The sequence below is a fragment of the Paenibacillus sp. NAIST15-1 genome (genome assembly GCF_001894745.1).
Lineage (GTDB): Bacteria > Bacillota > Bacilli > Paenibacillales > Paenibacillaceae > Paenibacillus_B > Paenibacillus_B suaedae.
Map to the genome: position 1 here is coordinate 325,924 of NZ_BBYF01000002.1, position 24,811 is coordinate 350,734.

Genomic DNA, 24,811 nt, shown 5'->3' on the forward strand with positions numbered 1-24,811 from the left:
TCATGAAGGAGGCGCTTGCTCAAGTGCTGTCAGGGCATCACTTAAGCCGCTCAGAAGCGAGGGATGTAATGGCAGATGTTATGGATGGCCATGCGACTTCGGCTCAGATTGGAGCACTGCTTGCAGGTCTACGTTTGAAGGGGGAGACAGTTGATGAGATTGCGGGCTTTGCTGAAGCGATGCGCAGCCGCGCCCATCAAGTGGTCACTTCGCATGAGCGCCTGCTTGATACATGTGGAACAGGCGGATCGGGCATTCATAAGTTGAATGTCTCCACAGTTGCTGCCATCATCGCCTCATCCGCATCCGTGCGGGTTGCGAAGCATGGCAACCGATCGGCTTCCAGTCGCTCGGGGAGTGCGGATGTACTGGAGGCGCTGGGTGTAAATATTCAGCTGACGAGCGAGGAAGCTGCACAGTGTTTGGAACGAATCGGCATCTGCTTTATGTTCGCGCAAGTCTATCATCCTGCAATGAAACATGCGGCTGCACCACGCAAGGAACTAGGGATACGCACCGTATTCAACATGCTTGGCCCGTTGACGAATCCAGCGGGAGCTGATCGACAAGTCCTTGGGATCTATGATCGCACCAAGACGGGTATTATCGCATCTGTATTACGTGAATTGGGGTTGAAGCGTGCGCTCGTTGTTGCGAGCGAAGATGGATTGGATGAGATCAGCCTGTCGGCACCAACTCAAGTTAGTGAACTGAAAAATGGAGAAGTATTCACATATACCATTACACCGGAAACACTTGGTCTACACACGCAGCCGTTGACTAGTGTGCTGGGTGGAGACGCCGCAACGAACGCGCAAATTATAAGAGGTCTGCTTTGCGGAGAGCAAGGCGCACATCGCGATATTGTTCTTGCAAATGCGGGCGCATGTATTTACGTTGCGGGACAATCGAGCTCCATTGCAGAAGGCGTGCGGATTGCAGCTGATGCAATCGATAATGGGCTGGCGAATCAGAAGCTGGAGCAATGGATCGCAGCAACAGGAGGGCTAAGTCATGTTTCTTGAACGGATTGTACGAACGAAGGAAGAAGAGATACAAGCGCTCAGACGAGTGATGAATCGGAATGAGGCAATTCTAGAGGCAGCAGCGCTCTCACCTTGCCGCTCCTTCATTGGGGCACTTACCGTAAATAAGAACCGTTCGGTTGCCTTGATTGCTGAAGTAAAGAAGGCATCGCCATCCAAAGGGCTGATTCGCGAGCATTTCAATCCCGCAGAGATTGCAGCTGGATATGAGGCGGCAGGTGCTGATGCATTGTCTGTACTTACAGATCGCGTATATTTTCAAGGCGGCAATGACATTCTGCAGCAGGTGCGAGCACTGACAGAACTGCCGATTTTGCGGAAGGAATTTATTATCGATGAGCTTCAAGTGCTTGAAGCAAGATTAATAGGTGCGGATGCAATCCTGCTGATCGCAGCGATTTTGAGTGACGACCAATTGCAGCATCTGCACGGAACAGCTAGACAACTTGGCATGGACGTTCTCGTGGAAGTCCATGATGAAGTTGAAATGGAGCGTGTAGTCAGAATTGAAGGAATTAAGTTAGTCGGCATCAACAATCGAAACTTGCATACGTTCGAGACCGATATCGAGCAGACCCATCGTATTCGTCATTTGGCTCCGTCAGATTGTATCTTAGTCAGCGAGAGCGGTATCCATCTTCCGGAGCATCTCCGTCGCATGGATGAGCTGCATGTCGATGCGGTGCTGGTAGGGGAACATTTCATGAGACGAGACAATGTAAAGGATGCAGTAGAGCACTTGATGAGCGGTCTTCTAAATTCGAACACTGCTTCGTAGACAGACGTAAGGAGTGAAGAAGATTATGGAAGTTGAAGCATCGAGGGAACAAGCGTCATCTACAGCGAGTCCACGTTCATGTGCTGCTCGTGCAACGAAAGTGAAAATATGCGGCCTAACGGATCTCGTGATGACACGTCGAATTGTCAAGCTGAGACCAGATCATATTGGATTTGTCTTCGCACCGAGTCGAAGACAGGTGCAGCCGTCTCACGTTAAGCAGTGGCTGTTGAAGCTGAGGGAGGAAGGAGAAGCACTTCCAGACCTTGTAGGTGTGTTCGCGAATCCAACTCGTGAAGAGCTGAAGCAAGTGCTGGATGAAGTGCCGCTAACAAGTGTTCAGCTCCATGGGAAGGGCGATACGGCATTGTTGAAATGGATAAAGGATCACTATGATGTTCAAATATGGAGGACGGTTCCTATCATTCGTGATGACGAGCGCCAACCTCGCCAGTCTATAGCAGCAGCTGCGGCGGCATATGAGTTGGATGTCCAATATGCAGATGTTATCCTGCTAGATACACATTGTCCGATTCAGGGCGGTGGTTCTGGCAAAGTGTTCGACTGGACAGTAATACCATCTTATGCAGACCAATTGGCTTCATTAAGGCTCCCTCTCTATATTGCTGGCGGATTGTCTGCTGATAATGTCGGTTTAGTTGTGAGAGAGTACGATATAGATGGCGTTGATGTATCGAGTGGTGTTGAAACAAATGGAGTAAAAGATATATCCAAGGTTGAGGAGTTTATCGAAAGGGTGAGGGGAAATGAGCATGGAAAAGAGTAGTGCGACAGCAACAGCAACAGCAGCAGCGACAACGGTTCTACCAGACGAAAAAGGCAGATTCGGACCATTTGGGGGCCGTTTTGTGCCCGAGACATTGATGAGTGCGCTTCTGGAACTGGAAGAGGCTTATCGTACACATGTGAAGGATCCAGAATTTCAAGCAGAATTGATCAAGCTGCTGACTCAGTACTCAGGGCGACCTACTTCACTTTATTATGCAGAGCGGTTTACTGCGAAGCTGGGCGGAGCCAAGATTTATTTGAAGCGTGAGGATTTGAACCACACCGGTGCCCATAAAATCAACAACACCATCGGTCAAGCATTATTAGCCAAGCGTATGGGCAAGACGAAGGTGATTGCTGAGACAGGGGCGGGACAGCATGGTGTTGCCACCGCAACAGTAGCAGCGCTGCTGGGCATGGAGTGCAAAGTATTTATGGGTGAAGAGGACATGAAGCGTCAAAGCCTGAATGTGTTCCGTATGAAGCTGCTCGGTGCAGAGGTTGTGCCTGTGATGTCAGGTACAAGAACGTTGAAGGATGCAGGGAATGAAACGCTGCGTTACTGGGTCAGCAATGTGCAGGACACATTCTACATTCTCGGCTCCGTTGTGGGGCCGCATCCGTATCCGATGATTGTGCGGGATTTCCAACGAATTATTGGAGATGAGACACGCAAGCAAATCCTTGAATTAGAAGGACGTTTGCCGAATCTGCTGATCGCTGCTGTTGGCGGAGGGAGCAATTCTATGGGGATGTTCTATCCGTTTTTGCAGGATGAGTCGGTTCAACTTCTTGGGGTTGAGGCAGCAGGCAAAGGAATTGATACCCCTTATCATGCGGCTACGATGACACTTGGGACACCAGGGGTATTCCAAGGATCGATGAGCTATCTGCTTCAAGATCAGTTTGGTCAAGTTCAGCCGGCACATTCCATCTCCGCTGGATTGGATTATCCGGGAGTAGGGCCAGAACATGCCTATTTGAAATATTCGGAACGAGCATCGTATGTGCCTATTACAGATGATGAAGCCATGGATGCGCTGCAGCTTCTTACCCGTACAGAAGGCATTATACCCGCACTGGAATCGTCACACGCGATTGCGCAGGCGATCAAATCAGCACCTGGCATGAATAAGGATGATCTAATTGTGATTTGCTTGTCAGGCCGTGGGGACAAAGACGTTGCCACCATTATGGAGAGATTGGGGGAGGAACTGCTATGAGTCAGACACTAGCGAGCCGCAATTTACTGGATGATACATTCCGTACTTTACAAGAACAGGGCAAGTCCGCATTGATGCCATTTATAACGCTAGGTGATCCAACCTGTGAAATCACTCTTCGGCTTCTTCTGCAGATGGAGCAAGCCGGTGCAGACATTATTGAACTTGGCATACCGTATTCCGATCCGCTGGCTGACGGTCCGGTTATTGAGCGAGCATCGGCACGCGCGTTGCGCAATCATGTATCGATCGCTGATGGACTGCGCATTGCAGCTCAGGCTAGGAAACAAGGTGCACAAATTCCTTATGTATTGTTTACTTATTATAATCCAGTGCTGCAATTTGGACAGGACAGCTTCTTACACCAGGCTAGGGATGCCGGAATTAGCGGCATAATCATTCCTGATCTGCCCTATGAAGAGAGTCATGAAGTCCGTGAAGCTGCTGACCGAATGGGCATTCATCTCATTCCACTCGTTGCGCCGACTTCGGAATCTCGGGTTAGCTCCATTGTGGCAGAAGGAAGAGGCTTTATCTATTGTGTATCCTCGCTTGGCGTTACGGGTGTAAGAGACACTTTCGACTCACAAGTAGATGCGTTTATTGAACTGGTGCGACGCAGTACAGAGCTTCCTATTGCGATCGGATTCGGCATTTCTACAGCAGAGCATGTGAAGCATTTTGCGAAACGCTGCGACGGTGTGATTGTAGGTAGTGCCATTGTAAGGCGCATTGAAGAAGCTCTGCCGCTTCTGGAGCATCCTGATTCATCTGAAGAAGGGATCTTGCAAATTTGTGATTTTGTGCGACAATTAAAACATTAATTTTTTTGCAATGATCTATGTAGATGAGAAAGGTGGTACCCATATGCAGCCGAAGAACAGTGTTGTACACCTGCCTGTATACCAGCCAGGCAAATCTGTTGATGAAGTGAAGCGGGAGCTTGGCTTGGATTGTATTATCAAGCTGGCTTCCAACGAGAATCCGTTCGGATCCTCTGAGCATGCGAAGCAAGCAATATTGAATGAAGTGAACAATACGAGCATTTATCCCGATGGAGCGGCTAGAGCACTGACAGATGCTGTTGCGGCACACTTGAGCGTTGAGCACAATCAATTGATTTTCGGCGCAGGTTCCGATGAAGTTATATTAATGATATGCCGTGCGTACCTGATTCCAGGTGATGAGATTGTCATCGCAGATCAGACGTTTCCTCAATACAAGCATAATGCAGAGATTGAAGGGGCTGTCACAGTAGAGATTCCTTTGAAAGAAGGAGCGCATGATCTGGAAGCAATGCTTGCTGCCGTAAACGAGCGGACGAAGATCGTATGGATCTGCAATCCGAACAATCCGACAGGCACAATCGTAAGTGCGGAAGAATTGGAGCAGTTTGTTGCACAAGTGCCTGCAAATGTCATGGTTGTATTGGATGAAGCTTACTGTGAGTACGTGACAGATCCTTCCTTCCGTGATGGATTAGATCTGGTTCGTCGTTATCCCAATGTCGTGTCCTTGCGCACGTTCTCGAAAATTTATGGACTTGCGTCCCTACGTATCGGCTACGGGGTTGGACATGCTGACGTGATCCGTACGATTAATCAAGTGCGTGAACCGTTCAATACGACTCGCTTCGCACAAGCAGCAGCATTGGCTGCCGTTCAAGACCAAGGGTTCATTGAAGATTGCAGACAGAAGAATGCAGCGGGCATTCAATATGTAGAGCAGCAATTTGCGCGTATGAATTTGGAGAGCTTCCCGGCTCACGGCAACTTCATTATGGTTGACGTAGGCTTTTCTGCATTTGAAGTCTTTAACGCGCTCCTGCGTCGTGGCGTTATAGCGCGTGCGGGGCATCATAAATACCCAAATCATTTACGTATTACAATTGGCAGCCAAGAAGAAAATGAGGCAATGATTCAAGCCTTGGAAGAAGCGCTGGCCGAGATTAAGGTGACTTCATGAGAACTAAGATAGCTATATTGGGCGTGGGACTAATCGGAGGCTCCCTCGCCCTCTGTTTCAAAAATAGACCTGGCATGCATGTAGTTGGTTACTCTCCGAGCCCGTCTTCAACAGAGAAGTATGTGCAGCGCGGCGTTGTAGACGAAGCGACGACTTCCTTGCACGAAGCGGTAGAGGATGCGGACTACATATTCGTATGCTGTCCGGTTGGAATGCTGGAATCGATGCTGAGTGATTTGCGGAATTTACCGCTTAAGGCAGGCTGTATCGTAACTGATGTGGGGAGTACCAAGGCTTCGGTCGCACGCTGCGCACGTTCTCTTTCATGGGACGATGTGCATTTTATAGGCGGGCATCCAATGGCAGGCTCGGAGCGTTCAGGGGTTGAAGCGGCAACGACATTGTTGTTCGAAAATGCTTACTACGTGCTCACTCCTGACGATTCGGCGGATGAAGAAGCATACAGCAGACTTGTATCTCTGCTCCGCTATACGAAAGCGCACATTATTCGGATGAATCCAGAGGAACATGATGAAGTGGTTGGCGCAATCAGCCATTTGCCGCATGTAGTGGCTGTAGCATTGGTTAATCAAGTACGATCCTATAATGAGAGCAATGAGCTGTACGAACTGCTCGCTGCCGGCGGGTTCCGGGATATTACCCGCATTGCATCAAGCGATCCAGTCATCTGGAGAGATATTTTGATTAACAATAGGGATGTTGTTCTCCATTTACTTCAGGACTGGAAAGCATCTACGGAACGATTTATTGATATGTTACAGCGTCAGGATGGTGAAGGGATTATCCAGCAGTTCACTGTGGCTGGCGAGTTCCGCAGTCGCATGCCGGAACGCCGCAAAGGTGTTATTCAATCGCTTTATGAACTGTACGTGAATGTTCCTGACCATCCGGGTATTATTGGCAGCATTGCGACAGAGTTGGGAAATCATCACATTAACTTGAGCAATGTTCAAATTATTGAAAGTCGTGAAGATGTGCCAGGTGTGCTCCGATTATCGTTCCGGCAGCAGGATGACTGGGATCGTGCGAGGGAGCTGTTAAAATCGAAAGGTTATGAAATATTCATCTAACGGAAAAATTTGTGAATTGAAGAAAATTTTTTACGAAAACCTATTGACGTCATGAAAACGTATACATTATAATAGCAGTACAGTATGGTTTCTCTCCACTCCTATCCAATAGAATTGCACAAGTGTGCAGCCACTCCAATCGGAGTGGTATTTTTTTTGTATTGAAATGGAATTGGCGCTAAGCGTCCTGCGAGCAGTAAGGTATGAACTAAGGATAAACAGCTGGAAAACAGCTTCGTTTAGGTTTTTGACAGGTAGGTGTTCGGCTCTCTATAATTGTGTAAAAGTACCAGTAATGCAGTGGGAGCAGCATCACTGATATAACATGTATGTCTGTCTCAACAAATATGCTTGAATGAAGGGGAAAGGAAGAGGGTTGCGATGAAGAATGATCTGCTCCATATTGGCCCAATCACCATATATGGATATGGACTAATGATTGCAATTGGAATTTTTACTGCATATCAAGTATTGGTTAGGCGAGCAGAGAAGAAGCGCATAGAGCGCTCCCATATATCTTCGATTACGCTCTGGGGGCTGCTTGGCGGGTTTATGGGAGCTAAGCTCTTATTCTGGATAACCCAAGGCAATAATCTCATTGATCATCCCGAGATGATATGGGATTTGTCATCGGGGTTCGTCGTCTATGGCGGGATTATTGGAGGCGTGCTTGCAGGCTTTGTGTATTGTAAGGTGAAGGGTCTGTCCTTCATGGAGCATCTTGATCTGTTTGTTCCTTCCATTGCCTTGGCACAGGGCTTTGGCAGAATCGGATGCTTTTTGGCAGGGTGCTGCTATGGAGAGGAGACAAATGGATGGTTCGGCATTACGTTTCACGAATCCGAAATCGCGCCTAATGGTGTGAAACTGATTCCTACACAGCTCATGGAAAGTGGATTTAGTTTTGCGCTCTTTTTCCTTTTACTTTATGCAGCGAAGCGCAGTAAGACGGCTGGTGTCATTGCGAGTCTGTATCTGCTGCTCTACAGTCTTGGCCGATTTATCATCGAATTCTACCGTGGTGATATTATTCGTGGAAGTGTCGGCATGCTCTCGACTTCTCAATTTATTTCATTACTCGTAATTGCAATAGCTTGTATCATTTTTGTTAGTATGACTTATCAATCGATGAAACAGCGGAATACGGCGTTGTAAGGCTGGCTTGAATCACTCCTGAGGGGGTGATTTTTTTATGAAATCTGAATCTTAAAAAATTTTTAAGCAATTTTCGACTTTATTATGCTAAAATACGACTTGAAATGATAAAGCTTGAGTGTCATGTTTTCATGGCACAGATCATACCCATAGTACGTATCATTAGGCCTATAGAGGCTTTTATAACATTTTTCTCCGATTCGCAACTTTTTTTAACTTCAAGAGTATAACCATTCAGGTAGCGCATCGGGATGGATATGGAAAGCAAGGAGGACTTGAATCCATGACCGATTCCCAAATCATCCGTGAGATCAAGGACGGCAACACAGACTGTTTCGCGGAATTGATGAATCGTTATCAACGCAAATTGCTATCATTTATTTATCATATGTTGAAAAATTCCCAGTTGGAGCTGTTGGCAGAAGATTTGTGTGCAGAGACATTTTACAAGGCATACCGAAGCCTGCATACGTTCAGGGAATCAGATGCCTCTTTCTCGACTTGGCTGTATACGATTGCGCGCAACACCGTGTTAAGCGAACTTCGTAAGCAGAGAAGCATTCAAGTATCACTTGATGAAGAGCAAGGAATCGTTCCGGAAGCGCCGAAGGAAGCGGCGCCTGAATATGCATTGCTGCGGCATGAGAAGGTAGAATTGGTGCGTGAGGCAATCAGCAAGTTGCCTGACAAACAACGCTCCGCTCTCATTCTTCGAGAATACGACCAACTGGACTATCAAGAAATTGCCCAAGTATTAGGGCAAACCGTAAGTTCGGTTAAATCGTTGTTGTTCCGGGCTCGAGCTAGTGTAAAGATCCAGTTAGAACCATACATAAGGGAGCCTGGTCTTGAAGGGATGAACTAACATGAAATGTGCGGAAGCGCTCGAATGGATATCGGATTATGTCGATATGCCTATTGACGATCCGCAACGTGAAGCTATCGATCGACATCTGGAAGGATGCGAAGCGTGTGCGGAGCAGTTCGCAGTATGGTCTGCGAGCATGGATTGGATGGAAGATGAAGTTGAGTTGGAGCTTGATGCGGAACAAGCGAGCAGCTCAGCAGCGAGTCGCGTTATGGATCGCATATATGAGGAACAAGATTGGCTGATGCCTGTACATAGACGTTCTCATGCGTTATCCCTGCGCTCACGTCAAGTGATTGCGGGGATAATCGCTTTTTGTATGGCCATGTTCCTCTGTGCTCTTGTTTTCCTTCTTATTCGCAATGAACAGTCTAATATTCATGCAGTTAGTGGGATACTGCCGACTGCGTTGGCAGGCAGTGATCATTCTGGCCTTGATGCATTTGATATTGAATTGCCGGTTGCAAGCAATGTAAGTGAACCGACAATATTGCGGGTTGTTCCAACGATTCCTCATTATTGGATTGCATTGTCATTGTTTGGGGTGACGTTTGCATTACTGCTGTTGAACTGGTTGACACGAGTGCGTCAATAACGGATGACTAAGAAGGAGTAACAATGAAACAACATATTGGTTTGGTACGCCATGGGTTAACCGATTGGAATGCGCAGGGGAAAATACAAGGACAGACGGATATACCGTTGAATGTAACAGGTCGTGAACAGGCAAGGCTGCTGGCAGAGCGCCTCGTCCAAGAGACTGCACCATTCGATTATGTCATATCCAGCGGATTACAGCGAGCAGAAGAGACTGCATCGATTCTGGCAGATGCACTCCAAATTCCATTACTGTCACCCGCAGAGGGTCTGCGTGAGCGAGCCTATGGTCTCGTAGAGGGCACGACGCCGGAAGAGCGAGAGCAGCGCTGGGGTTCAGGGTGGCGTAAGATGGATCTCGGCCAGGAAAAAGATGAAGAACTTCAGTACCGCGCAGTTCAAACGCTAGAGCATATCGCGAATCAGCATATGGGATCTAATCTCTTAGTAGTCACTCATGGGAGCTGGCTGGCTCAATTGTACATTGCTCTATTTGGAAGCGACAGACAAGGACACATTGGGAACTTATCCTACTCAATATTAGAAAAACGTTCGGAAGGCTGGTATCCGCTGCTCTATAATTGCATGGAGCATATTCGCCATCTGGATCTGACAGCGAAACCGCGATAATGAAAGCTATCATAATAAGCAGTTCGACTTCACGTGAAGTGAAGCGAACTGCTTTTTTGTGTTTGCATGATCAAATGCCTAAGGGCTATGAGGAGAATCTCCCCGTTATATAATATTCGATGTTTTCTACGACAATGTGAATAAATGTGATAAATATTCCAATAATGAGTAATGGACATCGAGGATTCGGCACATTACGTCTGACGGAAACGGAGGTCATGCATGAATTTAGCGGATATGCTCAGTTACGCGGATATTAATCAACTAACTCGAATTGCTCAGCGTTATGGGTGCGTCTGCAATGAACATTCCAAGCACGAGCTGATTCAGTCCATTCTGTCAGTGTTAGGCAGAAGGGATGTGTTCGAACAGCATGTGAACGAGATGACGCTTGAAGAGCTTAGGTTCCTTAACTCCATTTTGTTTGATAAGCGTGCTTCATTTAGCTTGGAGGAATTGATCGCTCGAGTGCAGCAGACAAAGTTCGATTTAGAACATGCTGGTGCTGAACAGCAGGCGGTGACGTCAATGCCGCATCCACGTGAAACGATATCTAAATTTAAGCATAGTGGATGGCTGTTCAATGGCTGCTCGCATCAAACCAAGTATTTGTTCCAAGTGCCGAGCGATTTGAAGATGAGATTAATTGATGTACTCAGGCAGTCATTCGCGATGCATTTGACAGAAACGGATACCCCTTCCTCTTATCGGGATGAAGATGGAAGAATGGCGGAGGACGTGTTACAGCTTCTGAAATTCATCGTGGACGGAAATGTATTGCTGAATGCGGAAGGTGTTATGTACAAAAAAACGCAGCAGCAGCTTCTCGATTACTTTGGCGTACAAGAAGCCCCTATTGCCCGTGGTGAATGGAGATTTGGATACGGGAGAAGATTCCATGATTATCCGAACCGTATGTCGCTTTTATATGACTACGCCTTTTATCAAGGGTGGCTGGAGGAGGGCGATGGACGGTTAAGCTGTACACCGAAGGGGATTGAGCGTATTGCTAACGGGGGGATAGAGTCGTCTGCTTCGTTGTATCGATTTTGGTTGAAGCTGTACAAGAATGCGATTCCGAATTTGTTATCCATCGTGCATTGGATTCAGTTATGTACCAAGCAGTGGACAACGTTAGATTCCTTGGAGCGGGCTCTACTCCCGTTCGTGCGGCCATTCTTCTTTGATTCGTCACAGGCCGTATTCAGACAGCGAATTATTATGATGCTGGTTCATCTAGGCGTCATTCGATTCGGTGAAGATGAGCAGTATGGTTCGGTCATACAGACGACTCGCAGAGGGCAGCTTATTATTGATAGTGTTTATGTCGCGCATGAGGACAAAATTCAGCTAGATGTTGACAAGAAGCATTCTCATTGATACGATGGGGCCAAAAATTTCCTATGCCTAGTGAATTTGCAGCTAGAGCGATGTGGGAATGGTCGATCGGGAGGATGTTATCGAATGTACATACCTTATCAAGGCATATTGCCAGTTGTTGATGCTTCCGTATATGTGGCAGAAGGCGCTAAGCTGATTGGAGACGTGACGATTGGCGCTGAATCCAGTGTGTGGTTCAATGCGGTGCTTCGTGGAGACATGGCACCCATACGGATTGGCAAGCGAGCGAATATCCAGGATGGTGTTATCGGACATGTGAATGCCAATCAGCCGCTAATCGTTGAAGATGATGTATCGGTAGGCCACGGTGCAATTATACATGGCTGCCGGATAGGCAACGGTACATTGATTGGCATGGGGGCTATTGTACTGAACGGCGCTGACATTGGTGAATATGCTTTAATAGGAGCAGGTTCTGTCGTAACAGAAAATAAAAAAGTACCGGCCTATACTCTTTCTCTAGGTTCACCCGCAAAAGTCATACGCGAACTGACAGATGAAGATGTAGAGCGAATGAAACGGACAACTCAGAACTATGTGGTGAAAGGAAAGGAATATAGGATCTCTTAATCGTGTTGGTTGGAGGTGTATCCTATGGATAAAATGAAGGTATCGTATGAGGCGATGTTAAGTTTAACAGCGGAGATGATATGGGACGATGCCATACGGAAATACCGTACGGAAAAAATATATGAACAAATCGACAAAGCACTCGCAACAGGGGATGAATCCTCGTTCCGAACCTTGACGGACGAATTGAAAACATTGCAGTAGCTTCTAAGAACTTGTCCAAAAGGATGCCTTACAAATCGTTATGAATGAAGAGCGCAATTTTGCGGTTCTTCATTTTTTTGTTCATTTCAGTATAATGGGGAGTAATGACAAGGAAAAAGATGGGGGAGACGTCGTGAAATTCAGTGAACTGACCGAAGAACAATGGGAAGAATGGGGGCCGTATCTGGACACGTGCATATTGCCAGTTACAGGGCTGAACGGGACTGAATCCCCAGTCGAAGCTGGGTATCGTCTGGAGAAGCTGCGCGACTGGCTGGATGGCATTGAGATACCTTTCCGAGGAAGAACGGTAACCTATCCTGCATACCATTTCGTATCTGAGCAGCTTGATGATGATGAGCTGAGGCTATTGAATGGATTGTGCACCAGACTCCGACGCCAGGGATTTGCGTATATTGTCGTCGTATCGGCACAACTGCCGCTTACTTCAGACAAGCTTCCGGCCGCGGATTTAGTCATTACTCCAGCTGAGCTGATGGAAGAAGAGGCTGGGCAAGTACGTTCTGCGATGAAGATATGTGTGCAAAATATGTGGAGCGTCACACAAACTCAAGGATAAATGTGACAATATTCAAACATTTTACATAAGAAAAAGGTTCATTCTGGTAATTATATTGGTAAATTCTTGACGCTTTCATAGTGCTGGGATATTATAGTGATGTCCTAGTTAGAATGTGATTATCGTCATAGCAAGCTCTCAGAACGGTTGTGTAAAGGGGGGTTAGACAGTATATGAGTAAACCGCAGAATAACGAGCATCCACCTCAAAAGCAGCGAAAAGAAATGTCCCGTCGACAATTTCTTACATACACGCTGGGTGGGGCAAGTGCATTCATGTTTGTTGGTCCTACTCTGCCGATGGTCCGGTTTGCAGTTGATCCGTTGCTTCAGAAGAAGTCAGAAGGCGATTACATTAAGGTTGCTGAATTGAGCAAGATTTCAGAATCTCCTACTGAATTTACCTTCGAAATCAAGCAAGTCGATGGCTGGTATGAGAGTACTCCAACGCTCACGGCATGGATAAGCAAGGATAAGGAAGGCAATATATTTGCATTGTCTCCGGTGTGTAAGCACTTAGGATGTACGGTTGACTGGAATAAGAATCCGGCATACAAGGATCAATATTTCTGCCCGTGCCATGGTGCGCACTATACGAAAGAAGGCAAGCAGTTAGCAGTTGCTCGTGCACCGCTCGACGAATACAAAGTGCAGGTTAAGGATGGCTTTGTATATTTGGGCGATATCATTGCGAACCAACACGTGCAATAACGAGGAGGCGTAAATAACAGATGTTTAAAGGTGTTTATAACTGGATTGACGAACGTCTGGATATAACGCCGATGTGGCGCGATGTGGCGGATCATGAGGTGCCTGAGCATGTTAACCCTGCACACCATTTTTCTGCGTTCGTGTACTGTTTCGGTGGCTTGACGTTTTTTATTACAGTCATTCAAATTCTGTCAGGCATGTTCCTGACCATGTATTATGTCCCTGATATTGTGAACGCATACTACAGTGTCGAATATTTGCAGACGAAGGTTGCTTTCGGACAAATTGTTCGCGGTATGCACCACTGGGGAGCAAGTTTAGTAATCGTTATGATGTTATTACATACGCTCCGTGTATTCTTTACTGGTTCCTATAAGGCCCCACGCGAGATGAACTGGGTAGTCGGCATGCTTATCTTCTTCGTCATGCTAGGACTCGGTTTCACGGGATATTTGCTGCCTTGGGACAACAAAGCTTACTTTGCAACTAAGGTCGGCATGGAGATCGCGGATACCGTACCATATATCGGTCCGTATTTGAAAGAATTGCTGCAGGGCGGAACGGTCGTCGGGGCGCAGACATTGACGCGATTCTTCGCGATTCATGTGTTCTTCCTGCCAGGGGCACTTCTTGCCTTGCTTGGAGCGCATTTCTTCATGATTAGACGCCAAGGCATTTCGGGACCGCTATAAGGGAGGAGGAAACGAGATGGCACATGGGAATTCCAAAGAAGAAAAAGTCGTCTTTGTTGGCGACTCTCGTGTTAAGAAGAGAACAACCACAATCAAACAACCGGATTACACCTCATTTCCGGGGAAATCCGAAGCCTTCATTCCAAACTTCTTGTTGAAAGAGTGGATGGTTGGCTGTGTGGCACTGGTCGCTTTTCTAGTATTAACGATCTCGGAAGCTGCACCGCTCGGTTATCCGGCGAACCCGAATAACGCGGCGTTCGTTCCGATTCCAGACTGGTATTTCTTATTTCTCTATCAATTCTTGAAGTATCCATATGCATCAGGCAGTTATGTTGTTATTGGTACGGTGTTAGTCCCTGGTCTTGCATTCGGAGGCCTGCTGCTTGCCCCATTCCTTGATACAGGGAAGGAACGCAGATTCTATCGCCGCCCAATCGCATCCTCAATGATGATTTTGACATTGATCGCATGTGTATATTTGACAAGAGTCGCTTGGGTTCACTATGAGGCCGAGATGGCTGAGAAGAATATGATACCAGAGCATGTCGAGCGTGAGGAAAAGGCACGTGAGGCTGCTGAGAAGGGTGAGGCTTCTAACCAGCCAAAACCAAGCAAAGGCATCGCCATCGTTGAAAAGGACGATCCGGCATTTGCGAACATGAAGAAGGTTGGCTGCTTAAGCTGTCACGCAGTTGATATGAAGGGTGCTGCGGGCCCTGCCCTCGTTGGCATTGGTGACAAGCTCAGCAAGGATGAGATCTTAACGGTCATTAAGGATGGTAAAGGCGGAATGCCTTCTATGGTGGAAGCAGCCAAGAAGGAAGGCCTGAATGACCAAGATATCGAACATATTGCCGACTGGCTCTCGAAGCAGAAGGCAGCAAAACAATAGATCCAAACGTTACAGACCTGATTGCATTCGAGCAGTCAGGTCTTCTTTCTCATTTTGGTTTGTTTTGAAATCTTACATTTTGTATGATAGTGAATAGACGATATCTTAAAGAAATGGAACTGGAGCAAATATGAACTTGTTATCATTGATCAGCACACGTTTTCTTTCGCAGCGATGGGTATTATGGTTATTATTTTGGAGCAATCTTCTTGGAACGATTTATGGTTACTATTGGTATAAAAATCAGTTAATCTACACGTGGGAGCACAACCCTGCTTGGCAATTGATTTTCGTTCCAGATAGTCCTACGGCAAGTCTATTCTTTACGATCAGTATTGGATTTTTGCTGTTTCGTCCGCAGCCTCGAACCATATTTGGCACGATTGCAAAACGTATTATTGAAGCGTTAGGCGTTGTTACGTCGATTAAATATGGGATTTGGGCATGCGTCATGATAGTAGCTGGAGCTTATTTGGGCTCCCCAATGGTGTGGCAGGATTGGATGCTAATCGGTTCACATTTGGCGATGGCGGTTGAAGGGCTGTTATTTGTCCGCTTATTTGCATTTGGCAGTGCAGCACTAACGCTGGCTGCGTGTTGGACGTGGCTTAATGATACCGTTGATTACAGTGCGGGGGTATACCCATGGCTTCCGAATACACTGGCAAATGAACTGTCTGCAGTGTGTATTTTTACTTTTACATGGACAGGGATTAGTGTCGTTATGACTTGGCTAGCAATGCGCTATCGAGACCAACGAACGAATTTACCGAAGTAAGCTTTGTTCTAAATGTGGACATCCTCCCATACGATGATGGGGGAGGGATGTACATGCGTGCGGTAATGGTTGTGATATGTATGCTCGTATTCCTAGGACTGCCCGATTTTACATATGCGGGATCTCGACTTGCTGCTGAACCGGGTCAGACGGCGAGCGAGAAGTGGAAGCAGCTAGATCAGTATGCAGAACAGATTTATCGGGCGAGCGTTGCAGGAGAGATCGAGAAGATACAACAAGCGGTTCAGGCTATGGGGAAGCTGTTCACGGAGACAACATTTAATGATGCGACAAGTGTTGAAGGTGTGCGTGCACTTAGCGATGCAATCGTACAAGTGAAGCGGATATTGCCTTCCATTCAATTGAAGCAAGAGGAATTGATGAGTGCATCGGCCAGATTGCGCCTTGCTACGGATGCATTAACCAATCCGAAGCAACCGATGTGGCTTCAATACGAGCAGGTGCTGCGTGATGATATGGCACGATTGCTTGCTACGGATAATAAGAGAGAATGGATTCCCTATGCCAACCGCTGGTTGGAACATATTGATCGGATTCGTCCTGCTGCGACCATCCAGCGAGATGTGCAGACGATTGAGATGATGGAGTCGTTAAGCCAGCTTATCCGTGAGTCAATAATGGGAAAACACAGTCCTAAGGAAGCAAATCAGGCATTAAATAAATATGGAGACTCGGTGCTGATCCAGTTATTTGGTTCGAGTAAGGCGAATCCGACATTAGGGCCGCTTGCTTATTCACCGATGCCGTTTCAATGGATTTTTATGCTGGCCTTTATCGTATGCATGATGTTGGCTTATGTAGGTTTTCAGAAGTATCGCTATGAACAATATGCTATTCGTCCAGGGAACTTCCGCAACAGTAAGAGGTAGAAGTCAGTTTTATCAGTATCTCGTTCGGACAGGCAAGGATTGAAAAATAGAATGAAGGATGGGATGGGCGAATTCTTCATTCTTTTATGAATGCCTATCTTACAGTAGACCTCGATATAGGCCAGCGACAGCAGGCTTGCTTCGAGGTCTGTTTATTTGGGGCTAAAATATGATTTCAGTAGAACGCTGTGCAAGCAGTGGGATGGGAATTCCCAGCGTTCGCGAAGGCAGAGCTTCTTTTACTTACTCCTCTCGAAATCCTTCACCAAGCACATCATGAACATCGTTCACAACAATAAATGCCCGTGGATCGATTGTTTTTACGATCGTTTTGAAGCGGCGAATTTCTGTGCGGCTAACGACACAGTACACCATTTGCTTCTGGGAGCGGGAATATGCTCCTACTGCTGGAATAAGTGTGACCCCGCGTTCCATTTCTTTTGTAATCGCATCCGCAATCTCCTGCGAATGATCAGAGACAACGGTGAATGCTTTGGCTGCATATGCTCCCTCTTGAATAAAATCGATGACTTTAGAGGAAATGAATACAGCAACGAGCGTATATAGAATTTTTTCCTTCGGAATATAGAACAAAGCAGCCCCTATGATGAATATATCGAGGATAAGGATGAATTGCCCCATGCTGATACCGAATTTACGGTTCGCAATCCGGGCGATGATGTCGACGCCACCTGTAGTACCGCCGAATCGAAAGACAATACCGAGTCCTGTTCCTACGGTAACGCCAGCGTACAAGGTGGCCAAAATGAAGTCATTCGAAGTTTGAAATGGTAAAATCCAATGCATGGAGACCGCACGCTCGAACAACCATAGGAAGAATGTGAGGTTAAGAACACCGTAAAAACTAAGTGCCAGCTGCTTCATGCCAAGTGCTCTCCATCCGATGATGAACAGTGGGATGTTCAAAACTAGCGTAGAGATTGATGGATGAATACCTGCTGCATAATTCAATAGAACGGTAATTCCTGTAACGCCGCCTTCCATCAACTGGTTAGGCATGATGAAGTAAATTAATCCAAATGCAAAAATCGCGGTTCCAACCGTTATCGGGAGAAACGTATTCCAAATGCGTTGAACAATGGTCGATTTCACAAGTATTCAGGCTCCTTTAGGCAGGAAGATGCTAATTCGTTCATTAGTATATCGGATTACGAAGCAGATAAAAAGCATTTGTTTTCCAGACGGTGATACGATAACATAGTAGCAGAAAGTAACGAATTCGTTACCCTCAATATAGGGAGCAGATTTCATTTATTTCAAACCACTTTTGCATGAATAAAGAAGGGGATCGTATGACAAATCCAGAGATGAAGTCTTTCCTCACTTCCCTGCGCAGCAAGCCACTCGCGCAAATGCAGCAGGAAGTTGATGACTACATATCACAGTTTAAGGAAGGCTACTTCAGCCCCCTTGCGATGCTTGCCCGATTGTCTGAAGAAGTAGGGGAATTGGCGCGTGAAGTGAATCATCGCTATGGGGAGAAGCCGAAGAAGGCTTCAGAAGAAGACAACTCCATTGAGATGGAGCTTGGAGATATATTGTTCATTCTGTTGTGCTTCTCGAACTCGCTCGGTATCGACTTGACGAAGGCTCATGATGCCTGCATGCACAAGTTCAATACACGTGACGCGAATCGATGGACACGGATTGATGAACAGACATCAAACGAATCATAATCGAAAAAAACATATCGTTATTGGAGCAGTTGGGGGGACATAAAATGGAACGAATTCGCGTAGCCGTCTCGGGTGCAAGCGGACGCATGGGAAGAGAAGTTGTGAAAATGGTACTGCAGGACGAGTCCTTGGAACTGGTTGCAGCAATTGCACCGTCAGCGGGCGCTGTCGATGCGGGCACGCTAGTAGGACTACCTGCATGCGGTGTTACAACTACAGCAGATGTTGAAGAGACACTGCAGAAGGTAGAAGCAGATGTCATGGTTGATTTCTCGATCCCGCAGGCCGTAATGAAGAATACGATGCTTGCAATTGAGTATGGAGTTCGCCCTGTTATTGGGGCAACAGGCTTCCAGCCGGAAGAGATTGAGCAATTGACGCAACTTTGCCAAGAGAAGAAGCTTGGTGGTCTGATTGCGCCGAATTTCTCTATTGGGGCCATTCTTATGATGCAATTTGCACAGCAAGCGGCCAAGTATTTCCCAGATCTCGAGATCATTGAATATCACGGAGATCAGAAGCTTGATGCTCCTTCTGGAACTGCTGTAAAGACAGCAGAATTAATCTCTCAGGTAAGAGCGGAACATCGCCAAGGCAATCCGAATGAAGAAGAGAAGATCGAAGGTTCCCGCGGCGGATATTACAACGGATTCCGTATTCATAGTGTTCGCTTGCCAGGGGTCTTTGCTCAGCAGGAAGTTATCTTCGGGGGCTATGGGCAATCTCTTAAAATCCGTCACGACTCCTATGAGCGTTCAGGGTATATGCCGGGTGTGAATATGGCAGTCAAGAAGGTAATGAATCTGGAGCAATTGGTATACGGCTTCGAGCACCTGCTTGATGACTGATCAATTGACTTCGATTTCGCTTAATGCTGTATGCATTTGTATTTTAGATAGCTCGAAATGAATGTGAGCAGGGGACACACAACGGAGGGATAGACATGCTAAATATCGCATTTATTGCACATGATCGCAAAAAAGATGAAATCGTTAATTTTGTTATCGCATATGAAAAAGTGTTCCAAGGTCATAAATTATATTCAACGGGTACGACAGGGCTGCGCATTATGGAGCAGACAAGCCTGGATATTCATCGCTTCCAGTCTGGCCCGCTCGGCGGCGATCAGCAGATCGGCGCACTTGTTGCGCAAAATGAAATGGACTTTATTATCTTCTTGCGCGATCCATTAATGGCTCAGCCTCACGAGCCGGATATTATTGCTCTTCTTCGCCTATGCGACGTGCAGGGCATTCCAGTTGCAACGAATATTGCGACAGCAGAAATTCTTGTTAAGGCGCTTGAACGCGGCGACTTCGCATGGCGTGAACTGACACATAAATATAAGCCGGGAACGGAAGAATGATGAATACTCTCGACATTCTTGCATTCGGAGCGCATCCTGATGATGTCGAGATCGGCATGGCGGGCACGATTGCCAAGCATACGAAGGAAGGGTATCGTGTCGGCATTTGCGATTTGACTGAAGCGGAGATGTCCTCGAATGGTACGGTAGAGCTGCGCAGAGAGGAAGCGAGGGAAGCAGGAGAAATCTTGCGGCTCTCGGCACGCGGTAATTTGTGCTTTCCTGATCGCGGTTTACAGGTAAGCAAGGAGCATATCGATGCGGTGGTAACCGCTATTCGTAATCATCGTCCTCGTATTGTCTTCATGCCTTACTGGGAGGATCGCCATCCTGATCATATTGCCTGCAGCCGCATTGTTCAGGAGGCAGTGTTCAATGCAAAGCTGCGGCGTTATATGCCAGAGCTGCCTGCGCATACGGTTGAGCAAGTCTATTATTATTTTATTAATGATGTTGCTGCTTCTCAAGTTCTGGTTGATGTGTCTGATGTATATGATCAGAAGCGGAAGTCGCTTCAAGCATATCGCTCTCAGTTTATGAAGCCAGATGGCGACAATGACTTCGTCGCAACTCCATTGAATCAGAATTATGTGGAGCGGGTTGCTGCACGAGATTCGCTGCTTGGTCAGACTCGCGGATTTGAGTATGCGGAAGGGTTTGTCGTGAAAGGCCCTTTTGCGGTATCTCTTTTCTTGTAGTGCGTGTTCAAAAAGGCCGGTTTTCAGCACCGAAGCATATGCTTCCGATGTGCGTTTTTTCAAAACGCTTCAGTTGGATGAAGCTAGGGCCTGAGGAGCGGAGCGTACGTTTTGGGTACATGAGCACCTGGGATGTTTCCGCAGGAAACATACTTCGTAAGCATCTGCTTAGGCTCGGCTGAATTCAAGATTCGATGCCGAGTCCACTTCATGATTTACTTCGTGATCAAAAGCGGACTTTTTGAACAACCTTTATAGTGATCCGTGTGAGGGAATGGCGAAAAGGGGGGGACAGCTATGAACGAAGGTCTTAAAATCGGCATTACGTGTTATCCGTCGCTCGGTGGCTCTGGTGTTGTGGCGACGGAGCTTGGCAAGCTATTGGCTGAGCGGGGACATCAGGTTCATTTTATTACACATAATATTCCGTTTCGCTTAGGTGCAAGCTTTCAGAAGAATATTCATTATCACGAGGTCGATGTTAACGATTATTATGTCTTTCGTTATCCTCCTTACGATTTATCTCTGGCAAGCAAGATGGCACAAGTGGCAAATATGCAACAGCTTGACTTGCTGCATGTTCATTATGCGGTTCCGCATGCGGTATGCGCTTATTTGGCAAAGCAAATGGCCCACCCAGGGCTGAAGGTAGTCACTACCCTGCATGGAACCGATATAACGGTATTGGCTCAGGACGAATCGCTTAAGGATATGATTCGCTTCGCCATTAATGAGAGTGATGCGGTTACGGCTGTATCGAATGATTTAATTAAAGAAACAAGAGAATTGCTTGATATTACACGTCCGATTGATCTTACGTACAATTTTGTTGATAAGCGCGTGTACTATCCAAGGGAAGTTGCTCAATTCCGTGCCGACTTCGCCTATCCGAATGAGAAAATATTGATGCATATCTCGAACTTCCGCCCTGTTAAGCGGGTGAGTGATGTGGTGGATATTTTTAATCAGGTTCAGGAGCAAGTTCCGTCACGCCTCGTCTTCGTCGGAGAAGGGCCTGACATGCCGAAGGTTCAGTGCCGCATCCGAGAGTTAGGACTGGAAGATCGGGTACATTTCCTCGGCAAGCAGGATGAAATCGCACAGGTGATTTCGCTGGCAGATGTGCTGCTGCTCCCATCCGAGAAGGAGAGCTTCGGGTTAGTGGCCCTGGAAGCAATGGCTTGCGGAGTACCTACGATCGGCTCCGAAGCAGGGGGCATACCAGAGCTGGTGAGCCATGGAGAGACGGGTTTTTTAGCGCCAACAGGAGATACAGCGGCGATGGCCAATTATGCGATTCGACTGCTGTCTGATTCGCAATTGTCGCAGAAAATGCATGAGGCATGTCTGCATCGGGCACGACATGTATTCTGCAACGATCTCATTACGTGGCAATATGAACAAATTTATTATCGTGTGCTTGGGAAGGAAGCGTTGGATCCAAAGCCGGTGTGCTGAGGATGATCTGCTGTACACCGTACCCAATACAACCACACGTCGAATGCGCGCAATGGCCAACTCCGTTGCGCGCTCTTGTATGTATTGATGGGAGGAGACCTGACGATGGGCGATGAATATGGAAGCAGGGGCGGCTTGACCGATAACTCGCTGTTCCGGGAAGCGGAACAAGTGATGAACTGTCTCCTGGAAGCGGGGTTCAGTGCTTATATGGTTGGGGGCTGTGTCCGCGATCCGCTGATCGGGCGGCCGATCTATGATGTGGATATCGCGACATCCGCCCACCCAGAACAGGTAGTGGCTTTGTTTCCAAAGGTGATTCCAACAGGGCTGCAGCATGGGACGGTAACTGTTGTGATGCCGCAGAATACCTATGAGGTGACCACCTTTCGCAAGGAAGCGGCGTATGAGGGGCACCGTCGGCCAGAGGAAGTCGAATTTATTGATGATCTAGATGAGGATCTAAGAAGACGGGACTTCACGATTAATGCGATGGCTAAGGATGTGAACGGGTGCATTCATGATCCATTTGGTGGACAAGCCGATCTAAGAAGGCTCATCATTCGTTGTGTCGGCACAGCCGAGGAGCGTTTCCGCGAGGATGCGCTGCGAATGATGCGGGGTGTGCGCTTTGCGTCTTTGCTTGGCGGCGTGTTCGCCAAGTCGACTTGGAAGGCGCTGCGGGTCAATAGGGAGACGCTCGCGTTCGTTGCGATGGAACGCGTGCGGGACGAGCTGTGGAAGCTTACATCAGGACCGAATCCGGCGCGCGGATGGGGGCTGCTCGTACGCAGCGGTCTCCTGGGTCATACGAAGGAGCCGCTGGGAGCACTTGCGTTGACCGATTGTGCCCGGTGGCAGCCGCTGCTGTGCGCGCTCGGCCAGGTGGATACGGCCGAGAAGCGCATGGCGCTGCTGCTGCTTGGGCATGAGGTAGACGAAGCGGAGGCGCAGCGCATTGTGCAGGCGCTGCGCTGCTCGGGCGCGCAGCAGGACGCCATGCTGGCCGTCCTGCGCGCGGACGCCCGGCTCGCGGCTGGCGGTACTGCCGCCTTGGCCGCGGCCGGGGAAGATAGCGGCGCCTTGGACGCGTGGCGCCGCACCTTCGCGGAGACCCTGTTCGCTGTCGGCGAACAAGGTCTCCGCGATGCACTCGCGTGCCGCCGCGCCCTACTGGGCGTTGGGGCGGCGCGCGAGTATGCGGCTGCAATGCAGCCGTTCCTCCAGCACGGCGAGGCTTGGCTGGAGGACATTCCCGTCCGGGACTTGCGAGATATTGCCCTGACGGGCTCGGATGTGTTGCAAGCCACAGAACGGATGGCAGGGCCATGGCTACGCCAATGCTTGGAGCAGGTATGGCTCTCCGTAGCATTAGGGGAACTTGCAAATGAGCGCGAGGCTCTGCTTGACTATGTAAGGAAAGCGTGGAATGAACAATGAGTGACCAATTACTAGCATGGTTCAAAGAGCATCCAGGAGAGTTTATATCCGGTGAAGAGATTAGCCGGAGACTTGATATATCACGTACCGCCGTGTGGAAGCAAATCAATCGTCTTCGTTCGAAGGGCTACGAATTCGAAGCTGTGCCGAAGCTGGGCTATCGACTCGTTCAAATGCCAACGCAGCTGGATGAATTGTCTCTGCTTGAGAAACTGAAGACGAGCAAGCTGGGTCACCAGCTTCGTATCATTGCCCGTACGGAATCGACGCAGAACGAAGCGGCTGTGTGGGCACTGGAAGGAGCAGCAGACGGTGCGGTCATAATCGCGGAGGAACAGACAGGGGGGAGAGGTAGACAGGGAAAAAGCTTTCACTCTCCCGCAGGCAAGGGAATATGGATGAGCCTGATCCTCCGCCCGCAAATTCCGCTACAATTCACGCCGCAGTTGACACTGCTTTCCGCAGTTGCGCTATGCCGCGCAATGAAGCGTATGACGGACGTGGATTTAGGAATAAAGTGGCCCAATGATATTTTGTATGAAGATAAAAAAGTATGCGGAATACTGACAGAATCTTCAGCTGAGGATGAGCGACTTGTTCATGTTATTGCGGGGATTGGCATCAGTGTAAATTTGGAAGAGCATGACTACCCAGAGGAGTTGAGGTCTAAAGTGACATCGCTCAAAATTGCTTCGGGTAAGGAAATTGATCGTGCCTCACTGCTTGCAGAGTGCTTATTTGAATTAGAGCAGCTATACAAGCTGTATGTTGAGCAAGGATTTGCACCGATCCGTACGCTATGGGAAGCGCAAAGCGTAACCATTGGACGCAGTCTGTCGGTGACGACCCCGAACGGAATTGTATCTGGGGTTGCACAGGGACTTGATGACTCCGGAGCGCTTATCGTGCTGGGCGAGGATGGTTGTTACCGGAAAATTTTTTCCGGGGATGTACACTTTACGTGATGTAAGTAGGAATAAACTCTGGTATAATAAGTGTCGGCTTGGCGGTATCCTCACGGAACCGCACCGGCCACACACAGCAAGGAAGATTGAAGTTAAGTGCATATTCCTTGACGAACGTGTAGCACGTTTCTGCTCTGAGCCGAAGGGACCGAGACAGAAGGACGTCCGCTTGCGACCTCTTTTTTTCTTATGGACCCTTTTAGTGGAAATGCTAAAAGGTTTTTTGTTTTGCACACACTAAGAAAAATGCGCACAACAACACTATAAGGTAAGAGAGATGATGGAAGATTGTGTTGAAATGCGCCAAAGAGACGTTGAAGGAGAT

At 47.8% G+C, this 24,811-nt stretch carries 28 protein-coding genes; 27 read left to right on the plus strand and 1 reads right to left on the minus strand.

The genetic code is table 11. From position 1 onward, the window contains the following. The first annotated feature begins 2 nt into the window (after window positions 1-2). From trpD to PBN151_RS05285, 20 genes are all read left to right on the plus strand, one after another. Window positions 3-1,025 carry an anthranilate phosphoribosyltransferase gene (gene trpD / locus PBN151_RS05190; RefSeq protein WP_370510406.1) on the plus strand — a complete coding sequence of 341 codons (1,023 nt, stop codon included), beginning with the start codon at window positions 3-5 and terminating at the stop codon, window positions 1,023-1,025. Next, window positions 1,015-1,824, plus strand: coding sequence for an indole-3-glycerol phosphate synthase TrpC (trpC, locus tag PBN151_RS05195; protein ID WP_072727955.1), 810 nt, complete (start codon window positions 1,015-1,017; stop codon window positions 1,822-1,824). The genes trpD and trpC overlap by 11 nt, the downstream gene beginning before the upstream one ends. A 25-nt stretch (window positions 1,825-1,849) precedes the next feature. Beyond that, entirely contained in the window at window positions 1,850-2,611 is a 762-nt protein-coding gene (locus PBN151_RS05200) for a phosphoribosylanthranilate isomerase (RefSeq protein ID WP_072727957.1), read from the plus strand. Then, a complete protein-coding gene (gene trpB / locus PBN151_RS05205; RefSeq protein WP_072727958.1) occupies window positions 2,598-3,836 on the plus strand; it encodes a tryptophan synthase subunit beta in 1,239 nt (412 codons plus the stop codon). Before PBN151_RS05200 ends, trpB begins: the two co-directional genes overlap by 14 nt. Further along, window positions 3,833-4,660, plus strand: coding sequence for a tryptophan synthase subunit alpha (gene trpA / locus PBN151_RS05210; RefSeq protein ID WP_072727960.1), 828 nt, complete (start codon window positions 3,833-3,835; stop codon window positions 4,658-4,660). The genes trpB and trpA overlap by 4 nt, the downstream gene beginning before the upstream one ends. A gap of 43 nt (window positions 4,661-4,703) precedes the next feature. Next, on the plus strand, window positions 4,704-5,801 hold the full coding sequence (gene hisC, locus PBN151_RS05215; protein ID WP_072727962.1) for a histidinol-phosphate transaminase: 1,098 nt from the start codon (window positions 4,704-4,706) through the stop codon (window positions 5,799-5,801). Then, on the plus strand, window positions 5,798-6,892 hold the full coding sequence (locus tag PBN151_RS05220) for a prephenate dehydrogenase (protein WP_028533095.1): 1,095 nt from the start codon (window positions 5,798-5,800) through the stop codon (window positions 6,890-6,892). The genes hisC and PBN151_RS05220 overlap by 4 nt, the downstream gene beginning before the upstream one ends. Window positions 6,893-7,273: 381 nt before the next feature. Continuing rightward, window positions 7,274-8,047 carry a prolipoprotein diacylglyceryl transferase gene (locus PBN151_RS05225; RefSeq protein ID WP_072727964.1) on the plus strand — a complete coding sequence of 258 codons (774 nt, stop codon included), beginning with the start codon at window positions 7,274-7,276 and terminating at the stop codon, window positions 8,045-8,047. Window positions 8,048-8,330: 283 nt separating this feature from the next. Continuing rightward, window positions 8,331-8,912: an RNA polymerase sigma factor gene (locus tag PBN151_RS05230; RefSeq protein ID WP_021254673.1), complete on the plus strand. Its 582-nt coding sequence runs from the start codon at window positions 8,331-8,333 to the stop codon at window positions 8,910-8,912. Window position 8,913: 1 nt separating this feature from the next. Next, complete coding sequence (locus PBN151_RS05235) at window positions 8,914-9,510, plus strand: anti-sigma factor family protein (protein ID WP_021254672.1); 597 nt, start codon at window positions 8,914-8,916, stop codon at window positions 9,508-9,510. A 23-nt stretch (window positions 9,511-9,533) separates the two neighbouring features. Continuing rightward, window positions 9,534-10,142: a histidine phosphatase family protein gene (locus tag PBN151_RS05240; protein WP_072727966.1), complete on the plus strand. Its 609-nt coding sequence runs from the start codon at window positions 9,534-9,536 to the stop codon at window positions 10,140-10,142. Window positions 10,143-10,364: 222 nt separating this feature from the next. Then, window positions 10,365-11,522: a hypothetical protein gene (locus PBN151_RS05245; protein WP_072727968.1), complete on the plus strand. Its 1,158-nt coding sequence runs from the start codon at window positions 10,365-10,367 to the stop codon at window positions 11,520-11,522. A gap of 84 nt (window positions 11,523-11,606) precedes the next feature. Then, window positions 11,607-12,113 (plus strand): gamma carbonic anhydrase family protein, encoded by a 507-nt coding sequence (locus tag PBN151_RS05250; protein WP_021254669.1) that lies wholly within the window; start codon window positions 11,607-11,609, stop codon window positions 12,111-12,113. A gap of 24 nt (window positions 12,114-12,137) precedes the next feature. Next, entirely contained in the window at window positions 12,138-12,317 is a 180-nt protein-coding gene (locus PBN151_RS05255; RefSeq protein ID WP_021254668.1) for an IDEAL domain-containing protein, read from the plus strand. A 133-nt stretch (window positions 12,318-12,450) separates the two neighbouring features. Beyond that, the gene (locus tag PBN151_RS05260; RefSeq protein ID WP_072728499.1) at window positions 12,451-12,897 is read left to right on the plus strand and encodes a DUF2487 family protein; all 447 of its coding nucleotides are present in this window, start codon (window positions 12,451-12,453) and stop codon (window positions 12,895-12,897) included. A gap of 173 nt (window positions 12,898-13,070) precedes the next feature. Beyond that, window positions 13,071-13,607, plus strand: coding sequence for a Rieske (2Fe-2S) protein (locus tag PBN151_RS05265; protein ID WP_072727970.1), 537 nt, complete (start codon window positions 13,071-13,073; stop codon window positions 13,605-13,607). A gap of 20 nt (window positions 13,608-13,627) precedes the next feature. Further along, window positions 13,628-14,299, plus strand: a complete 672-nt coding sequence (qcrB, locus tag PBN151_RS05270) for a menaquinol-cytochrome c reductase cytochrome b subunit (RefSeq protein WP_005546984.1) — start codon at window positions 13,628-13,630, stop codon at window positions 14,297-14,299. A gap of 16 nt (window positions 14,300-14,315) precedes the next feature. Beyond that, a complete protein-coding gene (locus PBN151_RS05275) occupies window positions 14,316-15,194 on the plus strand; it encodes a menaquinol-cytochrome c reductase cytochrome b/c subunit (RefSeq protein ID WP_065290863.1) in 879 nt (292 codons plus the stop codon). 130 nt (window positions 15,195-15,324) lie between these two features. Continuing rightward, complete coding sequence (locus PBN151_RS05280) at window positions 15,325-15,972, plus strand: DUF1405 domain-containing protein (RefSeq protein ID WP_072727972.1); 648 nt, start codon at window positions 15,325-15,327, stop codon at window positions 15,970-15,972. Between the two features lie 53 nt (window positions 15,973-16,025). Then, window positions 16,026-16,862 (plus strand): sporulation protein YpjB, encoded by an 837-nt coding sequence (locus PBN151_RS05285; protein WP_227774409.1) that lies wholly within the window; start codon window positions 16,026-16,028, stop codon window positions 16,860-16,862. Window positions 16,863-17,105: 243 nt separating this feature from the next. Here PBN151_RS05285 and PBN151_RS05290 read toward each other — a convergent pair whose 3' ends face one another. Beyond that, window positions 17,106-17,975: a YitT family protein gene (locus PBN151_RS05290; protein WP_072727974.1), complete on the minus strand. Its 870-nt coding sequence runs from the start codon at window positions 17,973-17,975 to the stop codon at window positions 17,106-17,108. Between the two features lie 200 nt (window positions 17,976-18,175). Here PBN151_RS05290 and PBN151_RS05295 point away from each other — a divergent pair, with 200 nt between their 5' ends. The 7 genes from PBN151_RS05295 (at window position 18,176) to PBN151_RS05325 (ending at window position 24,486) form a co-directional block, all read left to right on the plus strand. Next, entirely contained in the window at window positions 18,176-18,559 is a 384-nt protein-coding gene (locus PBN151_RS05295; RefSeq protein WP_021254661.1) for a MazG nucleotide pyrophosphohydrolase domain-containing protein, read from the plus strand. 44 nt (window positions 18,560-18,603) lie between these two features. Beyond that, window positions 18,604-19,407, plus strand: a complete 804-nt coding sequence (gene dapB, locus PBN151_RS05300) for a 4-hydroxy-tetrahydrodipicolinate reductase (RefSeq protein ID WP_072727976.1) — start codon at window positions 18,604-18,606, stop codon at window positions 19,405-19,407. A 95-nt stretch (window positions 19,408-19,502) separates the two neighbouring features. Beyond that, a complete protein-coding gene (locus PBN151_RS05305) occupies window positions 19,503-19,925 on the plus strand; it encodes a methylglyoxal synthase (protein ID WP_021254659.1) in 423 nt (140 codons plus the stop codon). Next, complete coding sequence (bshB1, locus tag PBN151_RS05310; protein ID WP_370510403.1) at window positions 19,922-20,623, plus strand: bacillithiol biosynthesis deacetylase BshB1; 702 nt, start codon at window positions 19,922-19,924, stop codon at window positions 20,621-20,623. Before PBN151_RS05305 ends, bshB1 begins: the two co-directional genes overlap by 4 nt. A 297-nt stretch (window positions 20,624-20,920) precedes the next feature. Continuing rightward, complete coding sequence (gene bshA, locus PBN151_RS05315) at window positions 20,921-22,081, plus strand: N-acetyl-alpha-D-glucosaminyl L-malate synthase BshA (RefSeq protein WP_044355307.1); 1,161 nt, start codon at window positions 20,921-20,923, stop codon at window positions 22,079-22,081. Between the two features lie 105 nt (window positions 22,082-22,186). Further along, window positions 22,187-23,521 (plus strand): CCA tRNA nucleotidyltransferase, encoded by a 1,335-nt coding sequence (locus PBN151_RS05320; protein ID WP_072727977.1) that lies wholly within the window; start codon window positions 22,187-22,189, stop codon window positions 23,519-23,521. Then, window positions 23,518-24,486, plus strand: coding sequence for a biotin--[acetyl-CoA-carboxylase] ligase (locus PBN151_RS05325; RefSeq protein WP_072727979.1), 969 nt, complete (start codon window positions 23,518-23,520; stop codon window positions 24,484-24,486). Before PBN151_RS05320 ends, PBN151_RS05325 begins: the two co-directional genes overlap by 4 nt. The last annotated feature ends 325 nt before the right edge of the window (window positions 24,487-24,811 follow it).

Coding starts and splice junctions, on each gene's coding strand:
- PBN151_RS05225 (WP_072727964.1), top strand. CDS start 7,274: ATGAAGAATGATCTGCTCCATATTGGCCCAATCACCATATATGGATAT.
- qcrB (WP_005546984.1), top strand. CDS start 13,628: ATGTTTAAAGGTGTTTATAACTGGATTGACGAACGTCTGGATATAACG.
- PBN151_RS05235 (WP_021254672.1), top strand. CDS start 8,914: ATGAAATGTGCGGAAGCGCTCGAATGGATATCGGATTATGTCGATATG.
- hisC (WP_072727962.1), top strand. CDS start 4,704: ATGCAGCCGAAGAACAGTGTTGTACACCTGCCTGTATACCAGCCAGGC.
- trpD (WP_370510406.1), top strand. CDS start 3: ATGAAGGAGGCGCTTGCTCAAGTGCTGTCAGGGCATCACTTAAGCCGC.
- bshB1 (WP_370510403.1), top strand. CDS start 19,922: ATGATGAATACTCTCGACATTCTTGCATTCGGAGCGCATCCTGATGAT.
- PBN151_RS05325 (WP_072727979.1), top strand. CDS start 23,518: ATGAGTGACCAATTACTAGCATGGTTCAAAGAGCATCCAGGAGAGTTT.
- PBN151_RS05240 (WP_072727966.1), top strand. CDS start 9,534: ATGAAACAACATATTGGTTTGGTACGCCATGGGTTAACCGATTGGAAT.
- PBN151_RS05255 (WP_021254668.1), top strand. CDS start 12,138: ATGGATAAAATGAAGGTATCGTATGAGGCGATGTTAAGTTTAACAGCG.
- trpB (WP_072727958.1), top strand. CDS start 2,598: ATGGAAAAGAGTAGTGCGACAGCAACAGCAACAGCAGCAGCGACAACG.
- PBN151_RS05320 (WP_072727977.1), top strand. CDS start 22,187: ATGGGCGATGAATATGGAAGCAGGGGCGGCTTGACCGATAACTCGCTG.
- PBN151_RS05230 (WP_021254673.1), top strand. CDS start 8,331: ATGACCGATTCCCAAATCATCCGTGAGATCAAGGACGGCAACACAGAC.
- PBN151_RS05200 (WP_072727957.1), top strand. CDS start 1,850: ATGGAAGTTGAAGCATCGAGGGAACAAGCGTCATCTACAGCGAGTCCA.
- PBN151_RS05285 (WP_227774409.1), top strand. CDS start 16,026: ATGCGTGCGGTAATGGTTGTGATATGTATGCTCGTATTCCTAGGACTG.
- bshA (WP_044355307.1), top strand. CDS start 20,921: ATGAACGAAGGTCTTAAAATCGGCATTACGTGTTATCCGTCGCTCGGT.
- PBN151_RS05305 (WP_021254659.1), top strand. CDS start 19,503: ATGCTAAATATCGCATTTATTGCACATGATCGCAAAAAAGATGAAATC.
- trpA (WP_072727960.1), top strand. CDS start 3,833: ATGAGTCAGACACTAGCGAGCCGCAATTTACTGGATGATACATTCCGT.
- PBN151_RS05265 (WP_072727970.1), top strand. CDS start 13,071: ATGAGTAAACCGCAGAATAACGAGCATCCACCTCAAAAGCAGCGAAAA.
- PBN151_RS05275 (WP_065290863.1), top strand. CDS start 14,316: ATGGCACATGGGAATTCCAAAGAAGAAAAAGTCGTCTTTGTTGGCGAC.
- PBN151_RS05295 (WP_021254661.1), top strand. CDS start 18,176: ATGACAAATCCAGAGATGAAGTCTTTCCTCACTTCCCTGCGCAGCAAG.
- PBN151_RS05250 (WP_021254669.1), top strand. CDS start 11,607: ATGTACATACCTTATCAAGGCATATTGCCAGTTGTTGATGCTTCCGTA.
- PBN151_RS05220 (WP_028533095.1), top strand. CDS start 5,798: ATGAGAACTAAGATAGCTATATTGGGCGTGGGACTAATCGGAGGCTCC.
- trpC (WP_072727955.1), top strand. CDS start 1,015: ATGTTTCTTGAACGGATTGTACGAACGAAGGAAGAAGAGATACAAGCG.
- PBN151_RS05280 (WP_072727972.1), top strand. CDS start 15,325: ATGAACTTGTTATCATTGATCAGCACACGTTTTCTTTCGCAGCGATGG.
- dapB (WP_072727976.1), top strand. CDS start 18,604: ATGGAACGAATTCGCGTAGCCGTCTCGGGTGCAAGCGGACGCATGGGA.
- PBN151_RS05245 (WP_072727968.1), top strand. CDS start 10,365: ATGAATTTAGCGGATATGCTCAGTTACGCGGATATTAATCAACTAACT.